We start from the raw sequence: 18,442 nt of genomic DNA on the forward strand, positions 1-18,442 counted from the left end.
GGGCTGACACGCCCCATGGCCCGGGGTCATCCGCCGACGGGGTGGGTCATCGACAGCCTGGTCAGAGCGCGTTCGGACGAGCTGCCCGGCTCGGCCTGCGCGATGAAGATCCGCTGGCCGGGGGAACCGTCGATGGAGAACGTCACATGCCAGAGGATCAGCTCGCCGACCTCGCGGTGGACGATGCGCCTGAACTCCTGTGATCTGGCACCCACGTCGTGACGGGCCCAGATACGGCGGAAGTCCTCACTCGCACGGGACAACTCCTCCACCAGACGGAGGAGGGACGGATCGAGTCCCGGCCCCGCCACCGCCCGCAGGTGCGCCACCTTGGAGGATGCCTCCTGTTCCCAGTCCGGGTAGAGCTTGCGCGACTCCGGGTTGAGGAACGTCAGCCGCAACAGGTTGTCGGTGTGCGCGAGCCCCTCGTAGAGGGCGCGGGCCACCGCGTTGAGGGCGAGCACGTCCAGCCGGTCGTTCGTCACGAGTGCGGGTATGCGGTCCAGGCTGCCGATGAGCCGCAACACGTTGCGGTCGACGTGGGCCGACTGGCGCTCCCTGCGCTTGGACGGGCGCGGGTTGACCAGCTGGTACAGATGCTCGGTGGCATCGGCGTTGAGCCGGAGCGCCCGGGCAAGAGAGGCGAGCACCTGATCGGAAGGATGGCGTTCTCTCCCCTGCTCCAACCTGATGTAGTAGTCGGCGCTGACCCCTGCGAGCAGGGCCACCTCGTCGCGCCGCAACCCCGGCGTCCTCCGGCGTCCGACGTCCGGCAGGCCCACCTCGTCAACGGTGACGGCCTGACGTCGGGCGCGCAGGAACTCGCCCAAGGGACTTTTCATGCCAGGCAGACTAGAAAAACTCGGGTAAAAACGATTAAAAGGGGGCGTTGAGGACGTCTCCTCACCGGGAGATTTTGCGGGCAATTTGCCGAGCGCTCCCTCCTTTCCGCGTTCCGGACACCACGGTGGCCACATGCCGGCGACCGCCCTCCGCGGAGGTGGTCGCCGGCATGGGACGCCGCGACCCGGCGGCTACCGCCGGCGCAGCGCCTTGTCCGCGAGCGCCGGGGGCACGAAGTAGTTGTCCGCCGGGTTCAGATCGGTGCCCGGCGGCACGATCTCGTCGATCCGGTCGAGGACGTCCTCACTCAACACCGTGCCCGCGCCGGCCAGCAGGCCGTCCAGGTGTTCCATGGTGCGCGGCCCGAGGATCACCGACGTGAGGGCCGGGTGTGCCAGGACGAATCCGAGCGCGAGGTGGGGCAGCGGCAGGCCCGCCTCCTCCGCGAGTTTCGTCAGCTCGCCGACGGCCTGCAGCTTGCGCGCGTTCTCCGGCAGCGACGGGTCGAACTTGTGCCGCTCGACGGCCGCGCGTCCCGGGCTCGCCAGGTCGATGTCCGCCGCCTGCGTGTACTTGCCGGACAGCCATCCGGCCGACAGAGGCCCCCAGGTCAGCACGCCCATGCCGTACTTCTGCGTCGCCGGCAGCACCGCCGCCTCCACGCCGCGCGCCAGGATCGAGTACGGCGGCTGCTCGGTGCGGAAACGCACGTGGCCACGCCGTTCGGCGACCCACTGCGCCTCGACGATCTGCTCGGCGGGGAAGGTGGAACTGCCCACCGCCAGGACCTTGCCCGCCCGGACCAGGTCGGTGAGGGCGGAGAGGGTCTCGTCGATGTCCGTGCGCGGATCGGGCCGGTGAACCTGGTAGAGATCGATGTGGTCCGTGCCCAGGCGCCGCAGGCTGCTCTCCACCTGGCGGACGAGCCAGCGCCGGGAGCCACCGCCGTGGTTGACCTCCTCGTCCATGGGGAGGCCGGCCTTGGTCGCCAGGACGACCTCGTCACGGCGGCCCTTGAGGGCCTTCCCGACGATCTCCTCCGACTCCCCCGCCGAGTAGACGTCGGCGGTGTCGACGAAGTTGATCCCGGCGTCGAGGGCGCGGTGGATGATCCGGACGCTCTCGTCGTGGTCCTTGTTTCCCAGGCCACCGAACATCATCGTGCCGAGCGCGTACTCGCTCACCGAGATCCCGGTGCCACCGAGGATTCTGCGCTTCATTGAGTGCTGCCTCCAGCAGATCGTTTTCGGGGATACGGACACAGCCTCCGCTACACCGCCGACCGCGCACCAGGCCTGGCTCAACCTGGGTCTGTCAGAACCACTTATCGCGGAGGCCGACACCTGACGGCGAGCACACATCGCGGCGATGCCGGGAGGCGTCCGGAGGTTCGATGACCCTGTAGCCGTGGGCTCGCAGGTCAGAGGCGTTGCAGTGAATACATGTGCTTGTATGGCAGGCATGGGGCATGCCGAGGACGAGATCACTCCATTCCTGAAGGCGCGGCGGGCCGCGCTCGACGCCGCCGCGCTCGGTCTCCCTGACGGGATCGCCCGGCGGCGGGTACGCGGCCTGCGCCGCGAGGAGGTCGCCCAACTGGCCGGAATCAGCGTCGACTACTACACGCGCATCGAGCAGGGCCGCGCGCCCGCCATCTCCGACGCGGTGCTCGACGCCGTCGCGCGGGCGTTGCATCTGACCTCTGCGGAGCACACCTACCTGCGCAACATCACCGCACCCGGGCGGCGAGCCGGCAGGGGCACCTGCGAGGGATCGGGTCCCCGCCCGGAGGTACGGCCGCAGATCCGGGAGTTGCTGGACGCGATGGGCGACGTCGTCCCCGCCTTCGTGTACGGCCCGGGCATGGACCTGCTGGCCTGGAACCGGCTGGCCGGCCGGCTCTCGTTCGACTTCGACGCGCTCACGGGGGCCGACCTCAACTTCGCCCAGCTGATCTTCCTCCGCCCCGAGGCCAGGGTGCTGTATCCGGAGTGGGAGAACGTGGCGGAAGGGATCGTGGCGATCCTGCGCTCCGAGGCCGGGCAGCACGTCGGCCGGGCCCGCGTGCGGGAGGTCATCTGCGACCTGCGGGAGGCCAGCGAGGAGTTCCGGCGCTTCTGGGGCGAGCAGACCGTGCTGGATCCCGACATCGGCACCAAGCACATTCGCCACCCCGAGGTGGGTGACCTCATGGTGACCTTCGAGTCGTTCCCGCTCCCCACCGACCCGGGTCAGCGGTTGTGCACGTACACGGCGCCGAATGGGTCGGCGACGGAGGAGCGGCTGCGCATGCTGGCGGACCGGGTCGGCGCGGGCGTCGCCTGACGCCCGCACGGTCGACGCCGCGCGGGTGGACGCACCGCCGGTCGACGCCGCGCCGGCTCACCGCGGCCTGACCGTCCCGCGACGCCGGAACACCTAGCCCGCGAGCCGGCGCCTGACGGCGAGAAGGGCGGCGTCGAGATCCACGCCGAGTTCGCGCACGGCCGTCGCGTAGGCCCGCGCCGCCTCCGCGAGCCGCGTGTCGCGCTCCTTGTCGGTCATCTCGGGGATCGCCCGCACGACGGTGCCCTGCCCCACCCGGCCCCGCAGGTATCCGGCGCTCTCCAGCTCGCGGTAGGCCCGGGCGACGGTCCCGGACGCGAGGCCGAGGTCGCCGGCGAGTTGCCGGATGCTCGGCAACCTGGACCCCTCCTTCAGCTCACCGGCGCGGATCAACGCGGCGATCTGCGTTCTCAGCTGCTCGTAGGGCGGGACGGACGCTTCGACGTCGATCTCGACGATCATGTCGACGCCCTCGGCGCGAACCGGCGGGCGCGAACCCGGACTCCGAACCAGGCGTACCCGGCCGACAACCACATCCCGATGGTCAGCCAGGTGAGGATCCAGTTGAACGGCTCGGGGGCGTCGAGATCGAGTTGGATCGCCCACATCACATTGCCGGCGGCCAAGCACATCAGGGCGAGCGACGCACCGCTGATGGTCTGCAGGGAGCTCGAGCGGATCGCGTCGTCCGCCGCTCCCAGGTCGGCCGGCAGCACCGGCCGGGCACGGCCGACGATGAGCCGTCGCGCCGACCACATGACGACCGCCACCGCCGCCATGCCGCCGACGGCCAGGATCACCGTCGACGGCCGCAGATCCGACTGGCGGCGTCGGGTGGCCGAGGCCGCCTGCGCCCGATCAGGATGACTACACGGCGGCCAGGCGGGCGGCGGACTCGGCGAGGGGGCCGAGGACGTCCTCGACGACGTGATGGAGGAGCCGGCCGTCCCGCTTGACGATCCGGCCGCCGACGATGACGGTGTCGACCGACCGGGTGTCGGCGGAGAGCACCACCGCGCCCACCGCGTCGTGGGCCGGGGCGACTCCGAGCAGGTCGGTCCTGAGCAGCACCAGGTCGGCCTGTTTGCCCACGCCGAGAGTTCCGACCAGGTCGCCGAGCCCGGCGGTCCTGGCTCCGTCGACGGTGGCCGCCCGCAGCGTGTCCCGCGTGGTGAAGCCGATGTTCGGCCGTGCCCTCTCCAGGGCGTACGCCGCCCGCATCAGGCTGAACATGTCGCCGGGGCCGCTGACCACGGTGTCCGCGCCGAGCCCCGCCGGGACGCCTGCCGCCACCGCACGCCCGGTGATCGGGTAGCCGAGCCCCAGCTCCACCTCGACGACGGGTGAGACGGAGACGGCGCCGCCACTGGCGGCGATCCGCTTGAGCGCCTCGTCGGAGTAGTGGTTGCCGTGGACGTAGCTCGTCGACGGGGCCAGGAGGCCGTTCCGCTCCAGGAAGTCGAGGCCGCGGTCGGCCCGCTCGGTGTCATAACCCATGTGGACGGTCACCGCCAGGTCGAGGTCGCGGGCCAGTCGCCACTCGTGCAGCGCCTCCTCCTCGCTCACGATCTCCGGGCCCAGGGGGGCGATCGCCATCGTCACTGTGCCGCCCGCCGTGCCGAAGTGTTCGTCGTGCACCCGGCGTCCTTGCGCGGCCAACGCTTCGGGATCGCCGCCTTGGGGGTGGCAGTACCCGAAGACGGCCCTGATCCCGGAACGCCTCAGCGCCTCGACGGCCGCCGCCGTGTGATCCGGCGTGAACTGGATGTGCGACCAGTCGACGAGTGTCGTGATGCCGGCGTCGAGGCATTCCAGCGCTCCTGCCAGGTTGCCCGCGTAGACGTCCTCCGGCCGGTAGGCGGGAGCCAGTCGCCCGAGGACGCGCTCGAGATAACCGGAGAAGGCGATGTCGGGGCCGATCGCCCGGATCCCCGCCTGCCAGGTGTGCCGGTGGGTGTCGACGAAGCCCGGCAGCACGAGCATGCCGCGCGCGTCGATCACCTCGGCGCCCTCGGGCTCGGACAGGTCCGGCCACACGGCGGCGATCCGGCCGTCCTCGACCAGCACGTCGGCGGGAGCGACCGTGACGGGGTCGGTGTCGACGGCGACGCCGCCCTTGATGAGCAGTCTTGTAGTCATGCAAAAAGCTTAGAGAAAAGCTTTTTTAAAAGCAATGTAGTGAGAGAGGTACTCTCGACCCGTGCACGAAGGGGAACGAGACGAGGTCGACGCGCTTGTTCCGGCGTGGGAGTCGAGCATGGCGCCGCACGTCGTGGCCTGGCTCGAGCTCAGCAAGCGGGTCTCGCGCGTCGGCGGGCTGCTGGAGCAGGCGATCAGGAACGCGCTCGCCGAGCTCGGCCTGACCTACGCCGAGTTCGACGTGCTGGCCGCGTTGCGCCGCGCGGGCGAGCCGTACCGGCTCAAGCCCAGTGAGCTGACCAGGTCGCTCTTCCTCACCTCGGGCGGAACGAGCAACGTCCTGCAGCGACTGGCGGCGGCGGGCCACGTGGAGCGCGAGGCGGACACGGGAGACGCGCGCAGCCGCTGGGTCCGCCTGACCGAGGAGGGCGTGCGGGTCACGGAGGCCGCGCTGGCCGCCTCGGTCCGGGCACACGGCGAGATCCTGCGCGACGTCCCGGAAGACGCCGTACGGCAGGCCGCCGACGCCCTCCGCGAGGTCCTCCTGGTCATCGGCGGCCGGCGTTTCCGCTGACGGCGGCGCGGTGCCACTCAGGGCAGGGTGAGGATGCGGGGGCCCTCCTCGGTGACGGCGACGGTGTGCTCGATGTGGGCCGCCCGGCTGCCGTCGACGGTGAGCAGGGTCCACCCGTCGGAGGCGGTGCGGTAGTCGTCGCGCCCGCCGGCCATGAGCATCGGCTCGATGGCGAGCGTCAGGCCGGGACGCAGGGGGAAGCCGCGCCCGGGCCGTCCCCGGTTGGGCACGTGGGGGTCCTCGTGCATGCGGCGGCCGATGCCGTGGCCGCCGAAATCCCGGGGCATGCCGCAGCGAGCCGACCGCGCGGCGGCGCCGATGGCGTGGCCGATGTCGCCGATGCGGTTGCCCGGCATCGCCGCGGCGATGCCGGCGTCGAGGGCCTTCTGCGTGGCGTCGATCAGGGCTTGGTCGGCGGGCCTGGGGGTGCCGACGATGAAGCTGACGGCGGCGTCACCGGTCCAGCCGTCGAGTTCCGCGCCGCAGTCGACGCTGACCAGATCGCCGTCGCGGAGACGGTAGTCGGTGGGGATGCCGTGCACGATGGCGTCGTTGACCGACGTGCAGATCACCGCGGGGAAGGGGCTGAAGGCGAAGGCGGGCCGGTAGCCCAGGAAGGGTGAGCCGGCCCCGGCCTCGCCGAGGACGGCGCGGGCCGCTTCGTCCAGTTCGCGCAGTGACACTCCCACGTCCGCCGCTTCGCGGGCGGCGGCGAGCGCGTGGGCGACGACGCGTCCGGCCTCCCGCATCGCGTCCAGCGCCGTGTCGGATTTGATCTCGACCATCTCGTGCGACTCCCAATCCCCGACTGGCGGTCCAATTCTTATACCGGTATTAGTATCACGGGCATGGTGAGAACTCCTTTGACTCCGTGGGAGCGGCAGCGCGGAGAACGGTTCGGCTCGCTGCTGCGCCAGGCGCGCGGCGAGCGCAGCATGGTGGAGATCGCGGCGGCGGCCGGAGTGTCCGCGGAGACGCTGCGCAAGATCGAGACCGGGCGTGCGCCGACCCCGGCCTTCTTCACTGTCGCGGCCCTGGCCGCCGCTCTGGAGATGTCCCTGGACGAACTGGCCGGAGCCTGTTCGAAGGGCGCCGACGGGCGAGCGCAGGCCTTGCCGGTCTGATCGTGCGCGCGCGGGCCCTGCCTGCCGAGCCGCACCGCCGACGCGCAGTCTGGCAGGACACGAAGGCCACCCTGCATCGCCGCTCAGCGCGGCGTACGCAGGACCCGGACCGGTGACATGCCGTATTCCGCTTCGTGCGCGGCGGCGAACCGGCCCAGGTGGGTGAACCCCCAGGAACGCGCGATCGACGCCACCGTCTGCACGGACGGGTCCGCGGCGCGCAGGTCGTCGTGCGCGCGACGGAGCCGGACCTTCCGGAGATAGGCCATGGGCGGCATCCCGACATGACGCTGGAAGCCTTCCTGCAACGTCCGGACGCTGACGTGGCATCGCGCGGCGAGCGTGGAGATCGTCAGCGGCGTCTGGGGCTCGGCCTCCATGATGTCGATCGCCGTGCGGATCGCGATCGGACGGCCCGCCTCGGCCGGCGCGTCGAGCAGCTCGCGGTACGGATGATCCGCGGCCAGCAGGAAGCCGCGGATGAAGCCGTCCACGAGCGGCGGCGCGACCAGTGGCTGCAGGACGACGCTGTCGGCGTCGCCGAGCTGGTGGTTGAGCATCATGAGCATCCGAGCCCAGCTCCGGGCGCGACCTGTCGTCATGTCCAGGCTCGGCGCGAAGGGGATCTGTGAGGTCACCGGCAGCCCCAGCAGGGCCTCCAGCGCCCGGTCGAGCGCGGTCCGCTCGAACCCCACGCAGACCAGCCGGCAGTCCCCGGCCCACCTCGTCAGGGCGGTGTCGCCCTCGGGCCGGTACACCACGGCCCTGTCCCGCGTCGCGACGACGTCCACACCACGATGCCGGGACTCGACGTGGCCGGAGATCGGAAGGTTCAGGTGGTAGCTCGCACGCAGCTCGCTGCCCTCCACCCGTAGATCCACCCCGTGGATGGCCTCACCGAACGAGACCGGCCCGATCCACCCGAAGCGCTGCACCGGCGTGACCGTGGTCGGCTTGCTCAGCACGGTGACCCGTAACCTCTGCAACGCGGTACGGCAGTCGTCGCCGGGTGGTTCCGCCGAGGCCGCGCCGGTCGGCGAAGTCGGCTGCGCCGACGACTGTGAGGTGCTCTGTTCCATGTGAACGGCTATCTGTTCATCGGTCCACGGTTCTCCGCGCCATAACGTACGTGACGGATATTGACAAAAGGGCGGTTTATTGCAAAAAGTCGGCAATTCCCGGCAGGCCTCAGGGCCGGCAGCCGGGTCACCGGCGGCCGGCCCTGTCGGGGCGTCCTGGATCGAGCAGGCGATCGAGTACGCGGATCAGCGAGTGCGGACGCGGACCGTCACTTCTGGATCAGCGGCGTCAGGAACTTCTTGACGTCGTCGACGACCTTCCCTGCGGCGGTGACCCCGATGCCGGTCATCCAGACCTCGTCGTCCACGACCTGCACGTGCCCGGCCTTGACGGCGCTGAGCTTGTTCCACAGCGGTCCGGCGGTCACCTGGGCCTGCTGCTTGGCGGCGTCCGCCCCGAACGCGCTCACGAAGATCATGTCACCGTCGACCTGGTCGATCTGCTCCGGGCTGATCGGGGCGAACCGCCGGTCGGCCTTGCCCTCGAGGAGCTGCTCCTGCGGACGGCCGACGCCGATGTCGTTCAGCACGATCCCGGCGAACGAGTCGGGGCCGTACTCGCGGATCTCCGCGGGCCTGAAGCGGATCAGGCTGATCTTCAGCTTGGCCGGGTCGCCGAGCTCCTGCCCCACCGCCTTGGCCTGCGCCTCGTACGCCTGAAGCTTCTGCTCCCCCTCGGCCTTCTTGCCGACCGCTTCCGCGTCCAGCAGGAAGTTCTCCTTCCAGGTGATGCCGACCTTCTCGGTGAACACCGTGGGCGCGATCTTCGACAGCTCGTCGTAGAACTTCTCCTGCCGGAACTTCGAGCCGAGGATCAGATCGGGCTGCAGCGCGGCGATCGCCTCGAGGTCGGGCTCCTGGAGCGTTCCGACCGACTTGATCGTGGCAAAGGACGGACCCAGATATTTCGGGATACCGGACTGCTCGTCCGGCAGGGCCGCGCCGACCGGAGTGATGCCGAGCGTGTAGAGGGAGTCCAGCTTGTCGGTGTCGAGCACAACGATGCGCGACGGGTGCTCGGGCACCTTCGTCTCACCCATGGCGTGCTTCACGGTACGCGTGGCGCCGGCCGCCGAGCCGGAGTCGCCGCTGCCGCTCCCGCCGCCGCACGCGGTCAGGGCCAGGCCGGCCATCGCCACGACGGCCACCCCCCTGGCCAGCCGGCTGAATCCGTGGAACCTCACTGTGTCTTCTCCTCTCGCTTTCCTGCTACGCCGGTGCGTCCGGCACGACCATCGGCGCCCCCGTCACCGGGCACGGCACCACCACGCCGCCGAGGCCGAACACGTCGGCCAGGCATTCGGCGCTCATCACCTTGTCCGGCGTGCCCTGATCGACCACCCGGCCGTCCTTCATGACGACGAGGTGGTCGGCGTATCGGCACGCCTGGTTGAGGTCGTGCAGGACGGCGATCACGGTGCGCCCGCCGTCGCGGTTCAGCCGCCGCAGCAGGTCGAGGACTTCGACCTGGTGGGCGAGGTCCAGATATGTGGTGGGCTCGTCGAGCAGGAGCGCGTCGGTGTCCTGCGCGAGCGTCATGGCGATCCACACCCGCTGCCGCTGGCCGCCGGAGAGCGCCTCCACGCTCTGGTCGCGCACATCCGTCAGGCCGGTCAGGGCCAGCGCCCGCTCGACGGCGGCGGAGTCCTCCGCGCCCCACTGCCGGAACCACCGCTGGTACGGCTGGCGCCCCCGGGCCACCAGGTCGGCCACGGTCACCCCCTCGGGAGTGACCGGGCTCTGCGGCAGGACACTGAGCCGGCGCGCGAGTTCCCGGGTGGGCTGTGCGTGCAGGTCGGCCCCGTCGATGAGCGCCGCGCCGCCGCGAGGGGCGAGCAGTCGCGCCATCGTGCGCAGCAGGGTGGACTTCCCGCAGGCGTTGGGACCGATGATCACCGTGAAGGCGCCGGCCGGCAGTTCCAGGTCGAGTCCCTCGATGACCAGCCGGTTGCCGTATCCCACGCTCAGGTCGCGGGCGGCCAGCCGTACCGGCGCGCGCGACTCGCCGCCGTCCGTCGGGGACGGCGGCACGTGCTCGTCTGTCATCAGGGCGTCCTCCGTACGAGCAGCCACAGCAGATAGGGGCCCCCGAGGACGGCGGTGAGCACGCCGACGGGAAGCTGGACGGGTGCGAACGCCGTGCGGGCGATCAGGTCGGCGACCACGGTCAGCAGCGCCCCGGCGGCGGCCGAGCAGGCCAGCGGCGGGCGCTCGGCGCGCACGAGGCGACGGGCGAGTTGGGCGGCGGCGAGCGCGACGAAGTCGACGGCCCCCGCCTGCGAGATGGCCAGCGCGGCGAGCACCACCCCCACCACGCCCAGCAGAAGACGCCGTTGCGTCACCCGTACGCCGAGGCCGCGGGCGACCCCGTCGTCCAGGGCCGTGGTGTCCATCGCGCGTCCGGCCCACAGCAGCACCGGGAGGAGCACCACCAGCGGGATCAGCAGGATCCGCGCCTCGGCGTAGCCGGTCCCCGCCACGCTGCCCGCCAGCCAGACCTGGGCGCGCTGCCCGTCGATCGCGTCGGCGCCCACGATGAAGATCTCGGTGAGCGCCTTCGTCGCCAGCGCGACCGCGATCCCGCACAGCACGAAGCGGCGGGCGGCCAGGCCGTAGCGCCAGGACAGCGTGAACACCGCCGTGGCCGCGGCCAGGCCGCCCAGCAGCGCGAACGGCCCCAGCCACGCGGCGCCCAGGTCGGTGCTCATCACGACGGTCGCGGCGAATCCCGCGCCCTGGCTGACGCCGATGATGTCAGGACTGGCGAGCGGGTTCCTGCTGACCGCCTGCAGCAGCGCCCCGGACAGCCCGAGCAGGGTGCCGACGGCGAGGGCCACGACGATCCGCGGAAGGCGCAGATCCTGGACGACGACGGTGAAGGGCCCGTCGCCCGCGAGCGCGCGCACGACGTCGGTGGGGGCCACGAACGTGCTGCCCACGCCGAGCGACACCACCACGGCGACCGCGGTGAGGGCGAGGAGCAGCAGGAACATCCCCGCCGCGCGGCGGCGAAGCACGAAGGTCAGCGGCCCGGCGCTCACGACGCCACGGCCCGCCACCGGATAAGACGGCACGCCGGTCCTCATGCGGTCACCGTCCGTCCGCGCCGGACGAGCAGGATCAGGAAGGGGGCGCCGACGAGCGCGGTGACGATCCCGGCTCTGATCTCGGCGGGCGGAACGACCAGCCTGCCGATCACGTCCGCCGCCAGCAGCAGCACGGGACCGAGCAGCAGCGACACGGCCATCACCCACCGGTGGTGGGCGCCGACCAGCCCGCGGGCCAGGTGTGGAAGGGCGAGCCCGACGAACCCGATGGGCCCGGCCGCGGCCACCGCGGCGCCGGTCAGGACGATCGCCGCGACGGCGGCCGTCAGCCGTACACGGCCGACGTTCTGGCCGAGGCCGCGGGCGACGTCGTCGCCGAGGGCGAGGGCGTCCAATCCGCCGGCGACGCCGAAGGCCAGCACGATTCCGGCCACCACGAACGGCAGCACCCACAGGGCGACCTCGATCGGGCGGCCGGACAACGACCCGACGGCCCAGAAGCGATACTGGTCGAAGGTCTTCACATTGACCGTGAGGACCCCGATCACCACGCCGGTGAGGGAGGCGTCCAGTGCGGTGCCCGCCAGCGCGAGGGTGACCGGCGAGGCGCCGTCGCGGGCACGGGCCGCGAGGGCGTACACGAAGGTCCCGGCCAGCGCGGCGCCGGCGATGCCGAACCAGATGTAGGAGGGAAGCGTCGTCATCCCGAAGACGTTGATCGCCGCGACCACGCCCAGCGACGCGCCGGAGGAGACGCCCATGATCCGCGGGTCGGCCAGCGGGTTCCGGGTGAGCGCCTGCATCAGGACTCCGGCCGTCGCCAGTCCCGCGCCGACGGCGATCCCGATGATCGTCCGAGGCGCCCGGAGCGACCACAGGATCGCGCTCGCGTCGCTGTCGTCCGGCCGCAGCAACACCTCCAGCACGCGGCCGGGTGCGATCCCCCGACTGCCCGCCGCCAGGCTCAGCACCACGGTGGCGGCCAGCAGCACCGCCGACCCCGCCAGTACGGCGAGGCGCCTGTTCGTCCTCATCGCCCGCCGCCCACCCTGTGCCCCGTTCGCCCGATCAAACCAGGTAAGGCTTACCTAACCGGGGGGATCCTAGGGGATGACCATTGCGGACGACAAATCACGAAATATCCGATACCTGACGGCCCGTCGGAGCGAGGGCGTGTCAGTCCGACGACGTCTGACGTGACGGGGTCACAACTCGGTGCTGCGCGGCGGGGTCGGGGTCCCGTGGATCAGTTCGGAATGGGCCGCGAAGGCCTGGGCGGCCAACGGCCCGATGACCGAGCGGGCCTCCGGCGGCATGTTGGAGATGGCGAGTTCGACGATCTCGGGATCGCCTTCGTACATCAACATGCCGAAGCCGAGGGGCAGGCTCTCCGGGTCGACGTCCGCCGCTCCCGCCTGGACCATCCGATTCCACTCGGTGATGGTGATGTGCTTCTCCATGAGCGGGACCACGTGCTCCTCCTCCACCCCCAGGTGCTCCTTGAGCAGCGGGAGGAACCGGTCGAGGACGTCGGCCAGAGCCTCGCGGGGCTCGGGGCCCGCACTGCCGCGCCAGGCGGCGATCGCCTCGTCGATCTCGGCCGCCGTCCTGGCGACCTCCTCGTGCTGACTCTCCATCAGGCGGACGACGGGAGCCAGATCCTCGGGGACACGCTCCAGCAGCAGGGGCCAGACGTGCTCGTCCTCGCTGTGGTGGTGATGGTGGAGGACGGTCGCCACGCCCTCGATGTGGCCGGCGACGATCCGCGCCCGTTCGTGGTCGCCGGCCGCGACCGCGCGGACCAGACCCGGCATGAGCGCGAACTCACGCCGGAACATGTTGTGCAGCATGTACATTTCGCGGCCGTCGAAGTGCGACGCGGCGGCAATCGTCATAGCGCTCTCCAGATTAATCTTCGGTTCAGGAAACGAGGCGACGTCAACGAGCCCAAGACGATTGACATCGCTCGTGTGATGTTAATTCCTGACTTGCTGAAGATTTGGGAGTGATGCGCTATGTGGCCAGTCTTCCGCGGTAATCGGACAGACCTCACGGCGTGGATGATCTCCCTGGTCAGGCCTGGTTCATGCGGCCGGGGCACACCTCTCCGGATTCGGGGACTCGGCCCGACGTAGCCGCTCCCCCGAAAATCACCTTCGCCGGTCCGGCCGAATCAGTCCGAACGAAATCGGAGTCGAATTCCGCTCCAATTCCACTCGAATTCAGAAGGAAGCGTTTTCACCACTCCGATCAGGGACTGAATCGGTAGCCCATGCCCGGCTCGGTGATCAGGTGGACGGGGTGGCCGGGATCCCGCTCGAGCTTGCGGCGTATCTGGGCCATGTACTGGCGCACGTAGTGAGTGGCCGTGACGAACTCGGCGCCCCAGACCTGGGTCAGCAACTGGCGCTGGCTGACCAGCTTGCCCGGGTTGCGCAGAAGGATCTCCAGGAGATGCCATTCGGTGGGCGTGAACCGCACCTCACCGGTGACCGTCTTGCTGACCAGGTCGATCGTGTGGTCGCCGACCTGGATGCTGGCGAGCTCGGTCTCCCGGATGGACGCGCGCCGGCTCACGGCCCGGACGCGGGCGAGCAGTTCGTCGATGCTGAAGGGCTTGGTGACGTAGTCGTCGGCGCCGGCGTCGAGGGCGTCGACCTTGTCCTCGTTTCCGGTGCGACCGGAGAGGACGACGATCGGGATGGTGGTCCATCCGCGCAGGCCGTGGATGACGTCGACTCCGTCGATGTCGGGCAGCCCGAGGTCGAGCACGACCAGGTCGGGATGCCAGTCGGCGGCGCTCCTCAACGCCGATCCCCCGTCCGTCGCGACGGCGACCTCGTAATGGCGGGCGACCAGATTGATCCGGAGCGCCCGGAGGATCTGCGGTTCATCGTCGACGACGAGAACGCGCGTCACGACGACACCTGAACGGAACGCGCCGCCGGCGCTGCGGACAGAGTAGGGGTCATGGCGAGACCTCCCCCTGGCGTGTCATCGGGCACGAGCGTGCCGCCCGTCGCCCCATCAGAACCACTCCGCCTTGAAGAGCGCGATGCCCACATAGATGAACACCGCGACGGACACAGTGAGTAACAGAACGTTGACGACGCTCATACGCGATCGAGCCCCTTGATCAGGCCCAGCATCGCGAGCGTGAACCCAACGATTCCCAGCACAACCAGCACGTCAGCCACGAAGACAGTGTCGGCACCAGGCCGGTGGAGGCGAGGTGAAGCCCCGGCCCATCCCAGTAGAGAATCGGTGAACGGCAGGAGCCGTCCGGCGCCCACCGCCGCCCTGCTCGGTCAGCGAGAGGGCAGGCGACGCCGCCCGCTGCGGCGGGGCGGCCTCGATGGATCAAGCGGCCATCGGCAGGACGCTAGAACCCCAGACCGAGCAGCACCGTGTGGGCGTTCTCCAGGCGGTGGACATGTTTCCCGAGCTTCGCCACGGAGGACACCTTCTCCGTCTTGAGAACCTCGACGAGGTGGCGTGCCAGCCAGTCACCATCCACGTCGCCAGGACCGCCCGCGTCGAACGTCCACGACCGCCGGGTCCGTTCGACCCGCTGCGACCAGCCCAGTCCCTCGCCCGGCGAGAAGTAATTGAACCAGCCCTCGACGGTCAGCCGTTCGGCGGAACGGATGGCAATGATCTCGCGGCTTCCCCCGAACGCGGTGACGCCCACGTTCCTGCCGATCGCGTACGTCTCGGCGGGCAGCGTGCGGAGGAACGCCGACAGCAAAGCCGGCAGTGCCGTCCACCGGGGTACCCGCCACCCGCCCGGCGTGCTGAGCCCCTCATTGGCGGCGTCCAGATACTCGATGACGAAACCGCCCGGCAGTTGCGACGGCTCCCCCCACTCGAAGGCGGCCTGCCGCCATTCCTCATACGGCTCCGTCGGCTGCAGGGAAAGCTCCGCGCCGGTCTCGGCGGCGCGCAATTCGAGCGATTCGGCGCCGGGCCGCCGCCAGCGCAGGAAAGGGGCTCCCCAGTCCGGCGACCGCTCGTACCAGGGGCCTATCGGGCCATGACTGCCGACGCTGTCGGCGGCGCCGATCGCCTCCTCCACCGCCCCGGCATGCCGCCGGAAAGCAGCGGCCGGTTCTCCGTCCAAGGAAATGGGGACGACGAGACCGCGATACTCCCGGTCGCCCGCGTACCGCCGCTCATGCTCCTGCACCGGGACCAACCGGCCACGCCCCTCAGCCAGCGGACGCAGCACCTCACCGGACCAGTCGCCGGGGTCCACCTCGCGCCACAACCACCGGGCGATGTCGGCGATGTCGTCCTTCCCCATATACGCGATCTTAGGGCGGAGAAGTTGCGGTAACGGGGGTTCCGTGCGTTAGCCTCGACCACGACACCGCGGGAGCCCGGCGCACCGGGCTGAGAGTGTGGCTGGCGCGGCCACAGACCGCTCGAACCTGACCGGGTCATGCCGGCGTAGGGAGTTGGTCCGAAACTATGTCCGAGTCGACCTTTCCGCAAGCGACCCAACGGACCTTCAGCGAAGAGCTGTGGGATGCGATCGTCCCGATCTACCAGGCGATCCTCGACCATCCGTTCATCACGGGCCTGGTCGACGGCACCTTGCCGCACGACTCCTTCCGGCACTTCGTGGTGCAGGACTCGCACTACCTGCGCGACTACGCCCGGGCCCTGGCGCTGTGCGCGGCCAAAGCGCCGACCGAGGACGACGTACGAGCCTTCGCCGGCGACGCCGCGGGAGCGATCGCCGCCGAGCAGGACATGCACGGAGCGTTCATGGCCGATCTCGGCGGCTCCGCCGAGCAGGCCGCGACGCTGCCCGTGGGGCCGACCACTCGGGCGTACACCAGCTACCTGCTCGCGACCGTGCACGGCGGATCGTTCCTTGACGGCCTCGCTGCGGTGTTGCCCTGCTACTGGATCTACGCCCGTGTCGGCGAGGCACTGCTCGAACGCTCGTCACCCGACCCGCTCTACCGCCGCTGGATCGCCACCTACGGGGACGAGGCGTTCCAGAGCGTGGTCCGCCGGGTCGTCGCCCTGGCCGACCGCGTCGGGGACGAGGCGACCGTCGCTCAACGCTCCCGCGCCCGCGAGCACTTCATCACCACGTCTCGCTACGAATGGATGTTCTGGGACGCCGCCTGGCGACGCGAGTCCTGGCCGATCTGACGCCTGATGGAAGTGGCCGGCCCGCCTCCTGGCAGGCCTTCGTCTCGACCGGGCAGTGACTCTTATTTCGCGAAATACGACTTAACTGCCGACACGAACATATCGATGTCCGCCCGGTTGACGTCCATGTGCGTGACGAAGCGCGTGCCGTACAGGATCTGCGTGAGAATGCCGCGCTCGTGCAGCGATGCTTCGAGCGCCGCGCAATGCTCCTGCGGGAACTGGACGAACACCATGTTGGTCGCGTGCGATCGCACGCGGACCTCGTCGATTTCCGCGAGCCCGCGCGCGAGATGCTCGGCGTTCTCGTGGTCTTCCGCGAGACGATCGACATTGTGTTCGAGCGCGTACAAGCACGCCGCCGCGAGCACGCCCGACTGCCGCATGCCCCCGCCCAGCATCTTGCGCCACCGGCGCGCGCTCTCGACCAAGGCCTGGCTGCCGACCAGCACCGAACCGACAGGTGCCCCCAACCCCTTCGAGAAGCAGATCGAGACCGAATCGAACGGCGCGCACAGCGCGGCGATCGATTGACCCGACGCGACGGCCGCATTGCAAACGCGCGCGCCGTCGAGATGCGTCGCGAGACCGCGGCTCTTCGCCAGCGCGGCCGCTTCGGTGACATACCCGGCCGGCAGCACCTTCCCGCCGATCGTGTTCTCGAGCGCGAGCAAACGCGTTCGTGCGAAGTGATCGTCGATCGGCTTGATCGCCGCGGCGATCTCGTCGAGCGGCAGGGAACCGTCCGCGGCGTTCTCGATGGGCTGCGGCTGAATGCTGCCGAGCACGGCCGCGCCGCCGCCTTCATTCCTGTACGTGTGCGCCAGTTGGCCGACGATGTATTCGTCACCGCGGCCGCAATGCGCCATCAACGCGGCGAGGTTGCTCTGCGTGCCGCTCGGAAAGAACAGACCCGCTTCCTTGCCGGCACGCTCCGCGACGGTCGCTTGCAGGCGCAGGACGGTCGGGTCGTCGCCCCAGACGTCGTCACCGACTTCGGCCGCCACCATCGACGCCAGCATCGCCTGACTCGGACGGGTAACAGTGTCGCTGCGCAAGTCGATCACGTCAGGGCCTTCCTGTGGATGACATCAACGGCCCACAGCCGCTCGAAGCGCTCGTGCGGGCCAGACGACGGGTCACAGGAGTGTAGTGCGATCCGAAAATACGCCTTTGAGCGGGTCAAACCTGGTCACGTATCGACGGATGGTGTCTTCTTGCCCTGGATGACCAGGCCGGCGCGCCATGGCTGGGTCGTTCGGTGGTCTCGGGAGCGCGAGGCGGAGCCGGCGCAGCGAATCCTCGGCCGTGGCCAGACGGTACTTCACCGGTGAGAGGATCGTGAGCCGTGACCGACAACCGCGTTCCCCCTCCCTTCATCGGCGACGAGCGCACCATGCTGAACAACTGGCTCGACTGGCACCGCGAGACCCTGACCGTCAAATGCGCGGGGCTCTCGGAGGAGCAACTCCGCGAACGCTCCGCGCCGCCGTCGACCATGTCGCTGCTCGGGCTGGTCCGCCACATGGCACACGTGGAGCGCGCCTGGTTCCGCCGCGTGCTGAACGACGAGGACGTCCCCCTCCTTTACAAGACCGACGACCCCGACGCCGAATTCAACGACGTGGACACCGCCTCCGCCGAGGAGGCTTTCGCCACCTGGCGGGCCGAGGTCGAGCACGCCCGCAAGCTCTCGGCCGAGGTGCCGCTGGACGCCATCGGAAAGCAGCAGCGCCATGGGCAGGACTGCTCCCACCGCTGGATCCTCGTCCACATGATCGAGGAGTACGCCCGGCACAACGGCCACGCCGACCTGCTGCGCGAGCGGATCGACGGCGTCACCGGCGAATAGTCCGATCCCACCACCGTGATCACGCACAGGTCCAATGAGCAGGGCCCGCTCCGCGGCAACACACCGCCCCATGACTGCCGCACGCAGCTCCACCAAAGCGCCATCGAGCCACCGATCACCATGCCGTTCGACTCAAGGGCAGAAGCGCGGCAGACCAGAACGACACGCCATCCAGTACGGCGAGCATGTGGGGATGATTAGGACATCAGGTAACCGTTTCAGCGTGGGACATGCCCGGGATGATCAAGTGACGCGTGTGCACCATCCGAAACGTCCAAGCAGGTCAGACAGCC

The 18,442-nt window shown here is 69.9% G+C and carries 21 protein-coding genes and 1 riboswitch; of the genes, 5 read left to right on the plus strand and 16 right to left on the minus strand.

Going from position 1 to position 18,442, the window contains the following annotated elements; all coding sequences use genetic code 11:
* Positions 1-26: 26 nt before the first annotated feature.
* Together Pmi06nite_RS08275 and Pmi06nite_RS08280 are read right to left on the minus strand one after the other, a co-directional pair.
* Positions 27-842, minus strand: a complete 816-nt coding sequence (locus tag Pmi06nite_RS08275) for a helix-turn-helix domain-containing protein (protein ID WP_203952294.1) — start codon at positions 840-842, stop codon at positions 27-29.
* Between the two features lie 192 nt (positions 843-1,034).
* Complete coding sequence (locus tag Pmi06nite_RS08280; protein WP_203952295.1) at positions 1,035-2,063, minus strand: aldo/keto reductase; 1,029 nt, start codon at positions 2,061-2,063, stop codon at positions 1,035-1,037.
* A gap of 241 nt (positions 2,064-2,304) precedes the next feature.
* On the opposite strand from Pmi06nite_RS08280, the gene Pmi06nite_RS08285 reads away from it, so the two are divergent.
* Entirely contained in the window at positions 2,305-3,168 is an 864-nt protein-coding gene (locus Pmi06nite_RS08285) for a helix-turn-helix transcriptional regulator (protein ID WP_203952296.1), read from the plus strand.
* Positions 3,169-3,261: 93 nt separating this feature from the next.
* Here the strand turns inward: Pmi06nite_RS08285 and Pmi06nite_RS08290 are convergent, their stop codons facing one another.
* From Pmi06nite_RS08290 to Pmi06nite_RS08300, 3 genes are all read right to left on the minus strand, one after another.
* Positions 3,262-3,630, minus strand: coding sequence for a GntR family transcriptional regulator (locus Pmi06nite_RS08290; RefSeq protein ID WP_203952297.1), 369 nt, complete (start codon positions 3,628-3,630; stop codon positions 3,262-3,264).
* Positions 3,627-3,968 (minus strand): hypothetical protein, encoded by a 342-nt coding sequence (locus Pmi06nite_RS08295; RefSeq protein ID WP_203952298.1) that lies wholly within the window; start codon positions 3,966-3,968, stop codon positions 3,627-3,629. Before Pmi06nite_RS08295 ends, Pmi06nite_RS08290 begins: the two co-directional genes overlap by 4 nt.
* Positions 3,969-4,035: 67 nt before the next feature.
* Positions 4,036-5,307: an amidohydrolase family protein gene (locus Pmi06nite_RS08300; RefSeq protein ID WP_203952299.1), complete on the minus strand. Its 1,272-nt coding sequence runs from the start codon at positions 5,305-5,307 to the stop codon at positions 4,036-4,038.
* Between the two features lie 61 nt (positions 5,308-5,368).
* Between Pmi06nite_RS08300 and Pmi06nite_RS08305 the strand changes: the two genes are divergently transcribed.
* Positions 5,369-5,881 (plus strand): MarR family winged helix-turn-helix transcriptional regulator, encoded by a 513-nt coding sequence (locus tag Pmi06nite_RS08305; RefSeq protein ID WP_203952300.1) that lies wholly within the window; start codon positions 5,369-5,371, stop codon positions 5,879-5,881.
* 17 nt (positions 5,882-5,898) lie between these two features.
* Here Pmi06nite_RS08305 and map read toward each other — a convergent pair whose 3' ends face one another.
* The gene (gene map / locus Pmi06nite_RS08310) at positions 5,899-6,666 is read right to left on the minus strand and encodes a type I methionyl aminopeptidase (RefSeq protein WP_203952301.1); all 768 of its coding nucleotides are present in this window, start codon (positions 6,664-6,666) and stop codon (positions 5,899-5,901) included.
* A gap of 63 nt (positions 6,667-6,729) precedes the next feature.
* Here map and Pmi06nite_RS08315 point away from each other — a divergent pair, with 63 nt between their 5' ends.
* Positions 6,730-7,005: a helix-turn-helix domain-containing protein gene (locus tag Pmi06nite_RS08315; protein ID WP_203952302.1), complete on the plus strand. Its 276-nt coding sequence runs from the start codon at positions 6,730-6,732 to the stop codon at positions 7,003-7,005.
* Between the two features lie 83 nt (positions 7,006-7,088).
* Here Pmi06nite_RS08315 and Pmi06nite_RS08320 read toward each other — a convergent pair whose 3' ends face one another.
* The 9 genes from Pmi06nite_RS08320 to Pmi06nite_RS08360 form a co-directional block, all read right to left on the minus strand.
* Positions 7,089-8,084: a helix-turn-helix transcriptional regulator gene (locus Pmi06nite_RS08320; RefSeq protein WP_203952303.1), complete on the minus strand. Its 996-nt coding sequence runs from the start codon at positions 8,082-8,084 to the stop codon at positions 7,089-7,091.
* Positions 8,085-8,293: 209 nt separating this feature from the next.
* Positions 8,294-9,268, minus strand: a complete 975-nt coding sequence (locus tag Pmi06nite_RS08325; protein ID WP_239113756.1) for an ABC transporter substrate-binding protein — start codon at positions 9,266-9,268, stop codon at positions 8,294-8,296.
* A 25-nt stretch (positions 9,269-9,293) separates the two neighbouring features.
* Complete coding sequence (locus Pmi06nite_RS08330) at positions 9,294-10,130, minus strand: ABC transporter ATP-binding protein (protein WP_203952304.1); 837 nt, start codon at positions 10,128-10,130, stop codon at positions 9,294-9,296.
* Positions 10,130-11,170 (minus strand): FecCD family ABC transporter permease, encoded by a 1,041-nt coding sequence (locus Pmi06nite_RS08335; protein ID WP_203952305.1) that lies wholly within the window; start codon positions 11,168-11,170, stop codon positions 10,130-10,132. Before Pmi06nite_RS08335 ends, Pmi06nite_RS08330 begins: the two co-directional genes overlap by 1 nt.
* Complete coding sequence (locus tag Pmi06nite_RS08340) at positions 11,167-12,165, minus strand: FecCD family ABC transporter permease (protein WP_203952306.1); 999 nt, start codon at positions 12,163-12,165, stop codon at positions 11,167-11,169. Before Pmi06nite_RS08340 ends, Pmi06nite_RS08335 begins: the two co-directional genes overlap by 4 nt.
* A gap of 171 nt (positions 12,166-12,336) precedes the next feature.
* Positions 12,337-13,026 carry a hemerythrin domain-containing protein gene (locus Pmi06nite_RS08345; protein ID WP_203952307.1) on the minus strand — a complete coding sequence of 230 codons (690 nt, stop codon included), beginning with the start codon at positions 13,024-13,026 and terminating at the stop codon, positions 12,337-12,339.
* A gap of 355 nt (positions 13,027-13,381) precedes the next feature.
* Positions 13,382-14,050, minus strand: coding sequence for a response regulator (locus Pmi06nite_RS08350; protein ID WP_203952308.1), 669 nt, complete (start codon positions 14,048-14,050; stop codon positions 13,382-13,384).
* Between the two features lie 108 nt (positions 14,051-14,158).
* Complete coding sequence (locus Pmi06nite_RS08355) at positions 14,159-14,248, minus strand: potassium-transporting ATPase subunit F (RefSeq protein ID WP_203952309.1); 90 nt, start codon at positions 14,246-14,248, stop codon at positions 14,159-14,161.
* Positions 14,249-14,513: 265 nt separating this feature from the next.
* Positions 14,514-15,434 carry a hypothetical protein gene (locus tag Pmi06nite_RS08360; protein ID WP_203952310.1) on the minus strand — a complete coding sequence of 307 codons (921 nt, stop codon included), beginning with the start codon at positions 15,432-15,434 and terminating at the stop codon, positions 14,514-14,516.
* A gap of 58 nt (positions 15,435-15,492) precedes the next feature.
* A riboswitch (TPP riboswitch) is annotated at positions 15,493-15,604 on the plus strand.
* Between Pmi06nite_RS08360 and tenA the strand changes: the two genes are divergently transcribed.
* Positions 15,602-16,297 carry a thiaminase II gene (gene tenA / locus Pmi06nite_RS08365; RefSeq protein ID WP_203952311.1) on the plus strand — a complete coding sequence of 232 codons (696 nt, stop codon included), beginning with the start codon at positions 15,602-15,604 and terminating at the stop codon, positions 16,295-16,297. (Overlaps the previous riboswitch by 3 nt.)
* A 62-nt stretch (positions 16,298-16,359) precedes the next feature.
* Here the strand turns inward: tenA and ltaE are convergent, their stop codons facing one another.
* Positions 16,360-17,364 carry a low-specificity L-threonine aldolase gene (gene ltaE / locus Pmi06nite_RS08370; RefSeq protein ID WP_203952312.1) on the minus strand — a complete coding sequence of 335 codons (1,005 nt, stop codon included), beginning with the start codon at positions 17,362-17,364 and terminating at the stop codon, positions 16,360-16,362.
* Positions 17,365-17,645: 281 nt separating this feature from the next.
* On the opposite strand from ltaE, the gene Pmi06nite_RS08375 reads away from it, so the two are divergent.
* A complete protein-coding gene (locus Pmi06nite_RS08375; RefSeq protein ID WP_239113757.1) occupies positions 17,646-18,149 on the plus strand; it encodes a DinB family protein in 504 nt (167 codons plus the stop codon).
* Positions 18,150-18,442: the final 293 nt, after the last annotated feature.

It is taken from the genome of Planotetraspora mira (genome assembly GCF_016863275.1).
Lineage (GTDB): Bacteria > Actinomycetota > Actinomycetes > Streptosporangiales > Streptosporangiaceae > Planotetraspora > Planotetraspora mira.

Coding starts and splice junctions, on each gene's coding strand:
- Pmi06nite_RS08275 (WP_203952294.1), bottom strand. CDS start 842: ATGAAAAGTCCCTTGGGCGAGTTCCTGCGCGCCCGACGTCAGGCCGTC.
- Pmi06nite_RS08280 (WP_203952295.1), bottom strand. CDS start 2,063: ATGAAGCGCAGAATCCTCGGTGGCACCGGGATCTCGGTGAGCGAGTAC.
- Pmi06nite_RS08285 (WP_203952296.1), top strand. CDS start 2,305: ATGGGGCATGCCGAGGACGAGATCACTCCATTCCTGAAGGCGCGGCGG.
- Pmi06nite_RS08290 (WP_203952297.1), bottom strand. CDS start 3,630: ATGATCGTCGAGATCGACGTCGAAGCGTCCGTCCCGCCCTACGAGCAG.
- Pmi06nite_RS08300 (WP_203952299.1), bottom strand. CDS start 5,307: ATGACTACAAGACTGCTCATCAAGGGCGGCGTCGCCGTCGACACCGAC.
- map (WP_203952301.1), bottom strand. CDS start 6,666: ATGGTCGAGATCAAATCCGACACGGCGCTGGACGCGATGCGGGAGGCC.
- Pmi06nite_RS08315 (WP_203952302.1), top strand. CDS start 6,730: ATGGTGAGAACTCCTTTGACTCCGTGGGAGCGGCAGCGCGGAGAACGG.
- Pmi06nite_RS08320 (WP_203952303.1), bottom strand. CDS start 8,084: ATGGAACAGAGCACCTCACAGTCGTCGGCGCAGCCGACTTCGCCGACC.
- Pmi06nite_RS08330 (WP_203952304.1), bottom strand. CDS start 10,130: ATGACAGACGAGCACGTGCCGCCGTCCCCGACGGACGGCGGCGAGTCG.
- Pmi06nite_RS08335 (WP_203952305.1), bottom strand. CDS start 11,170: ATGAGGACCGGCGTGCCGTCTTATCCGGTGGCGGGCCGTGGCGTCGTG.
- Pmi06nite_RS08340 (WP_203952306.1), bottom strand. CDS start 12,165: ATGAGGACGAACAGGCGCCTCGCCGTACTGGCGGGGTCGGCGGTGCTG.
- Pmi06nite_RS08345 (WP_203952307.1), bottom strand. CDS start 13,026: ATGACGATTGCCGCCGCGTCGCACTTCGACGGCCGCGAAATGTACATG.
- Pmi06nite_RS08355 (WP_203952309.1), bottom strand. CDS start 14,248: ATGAGCGTCGTCAACGTTCTGTTACTCACTGTGTCCGTCGCGGTGTTC.
- Pmi06nite_RS08360 (WP_203952310.1), bottom strand. CDS start 15,434: ATGGGGAAGGACGACATCGCCGACATCGCCCGGTGGTTGTGGCGCGAG.
- tenA (WP_203952311.1), top strand. CDS start 15,602: ATGTCCGAGTCGACCTTTCCGCAAGCGACCCAACGGACCTTCAGCGAA.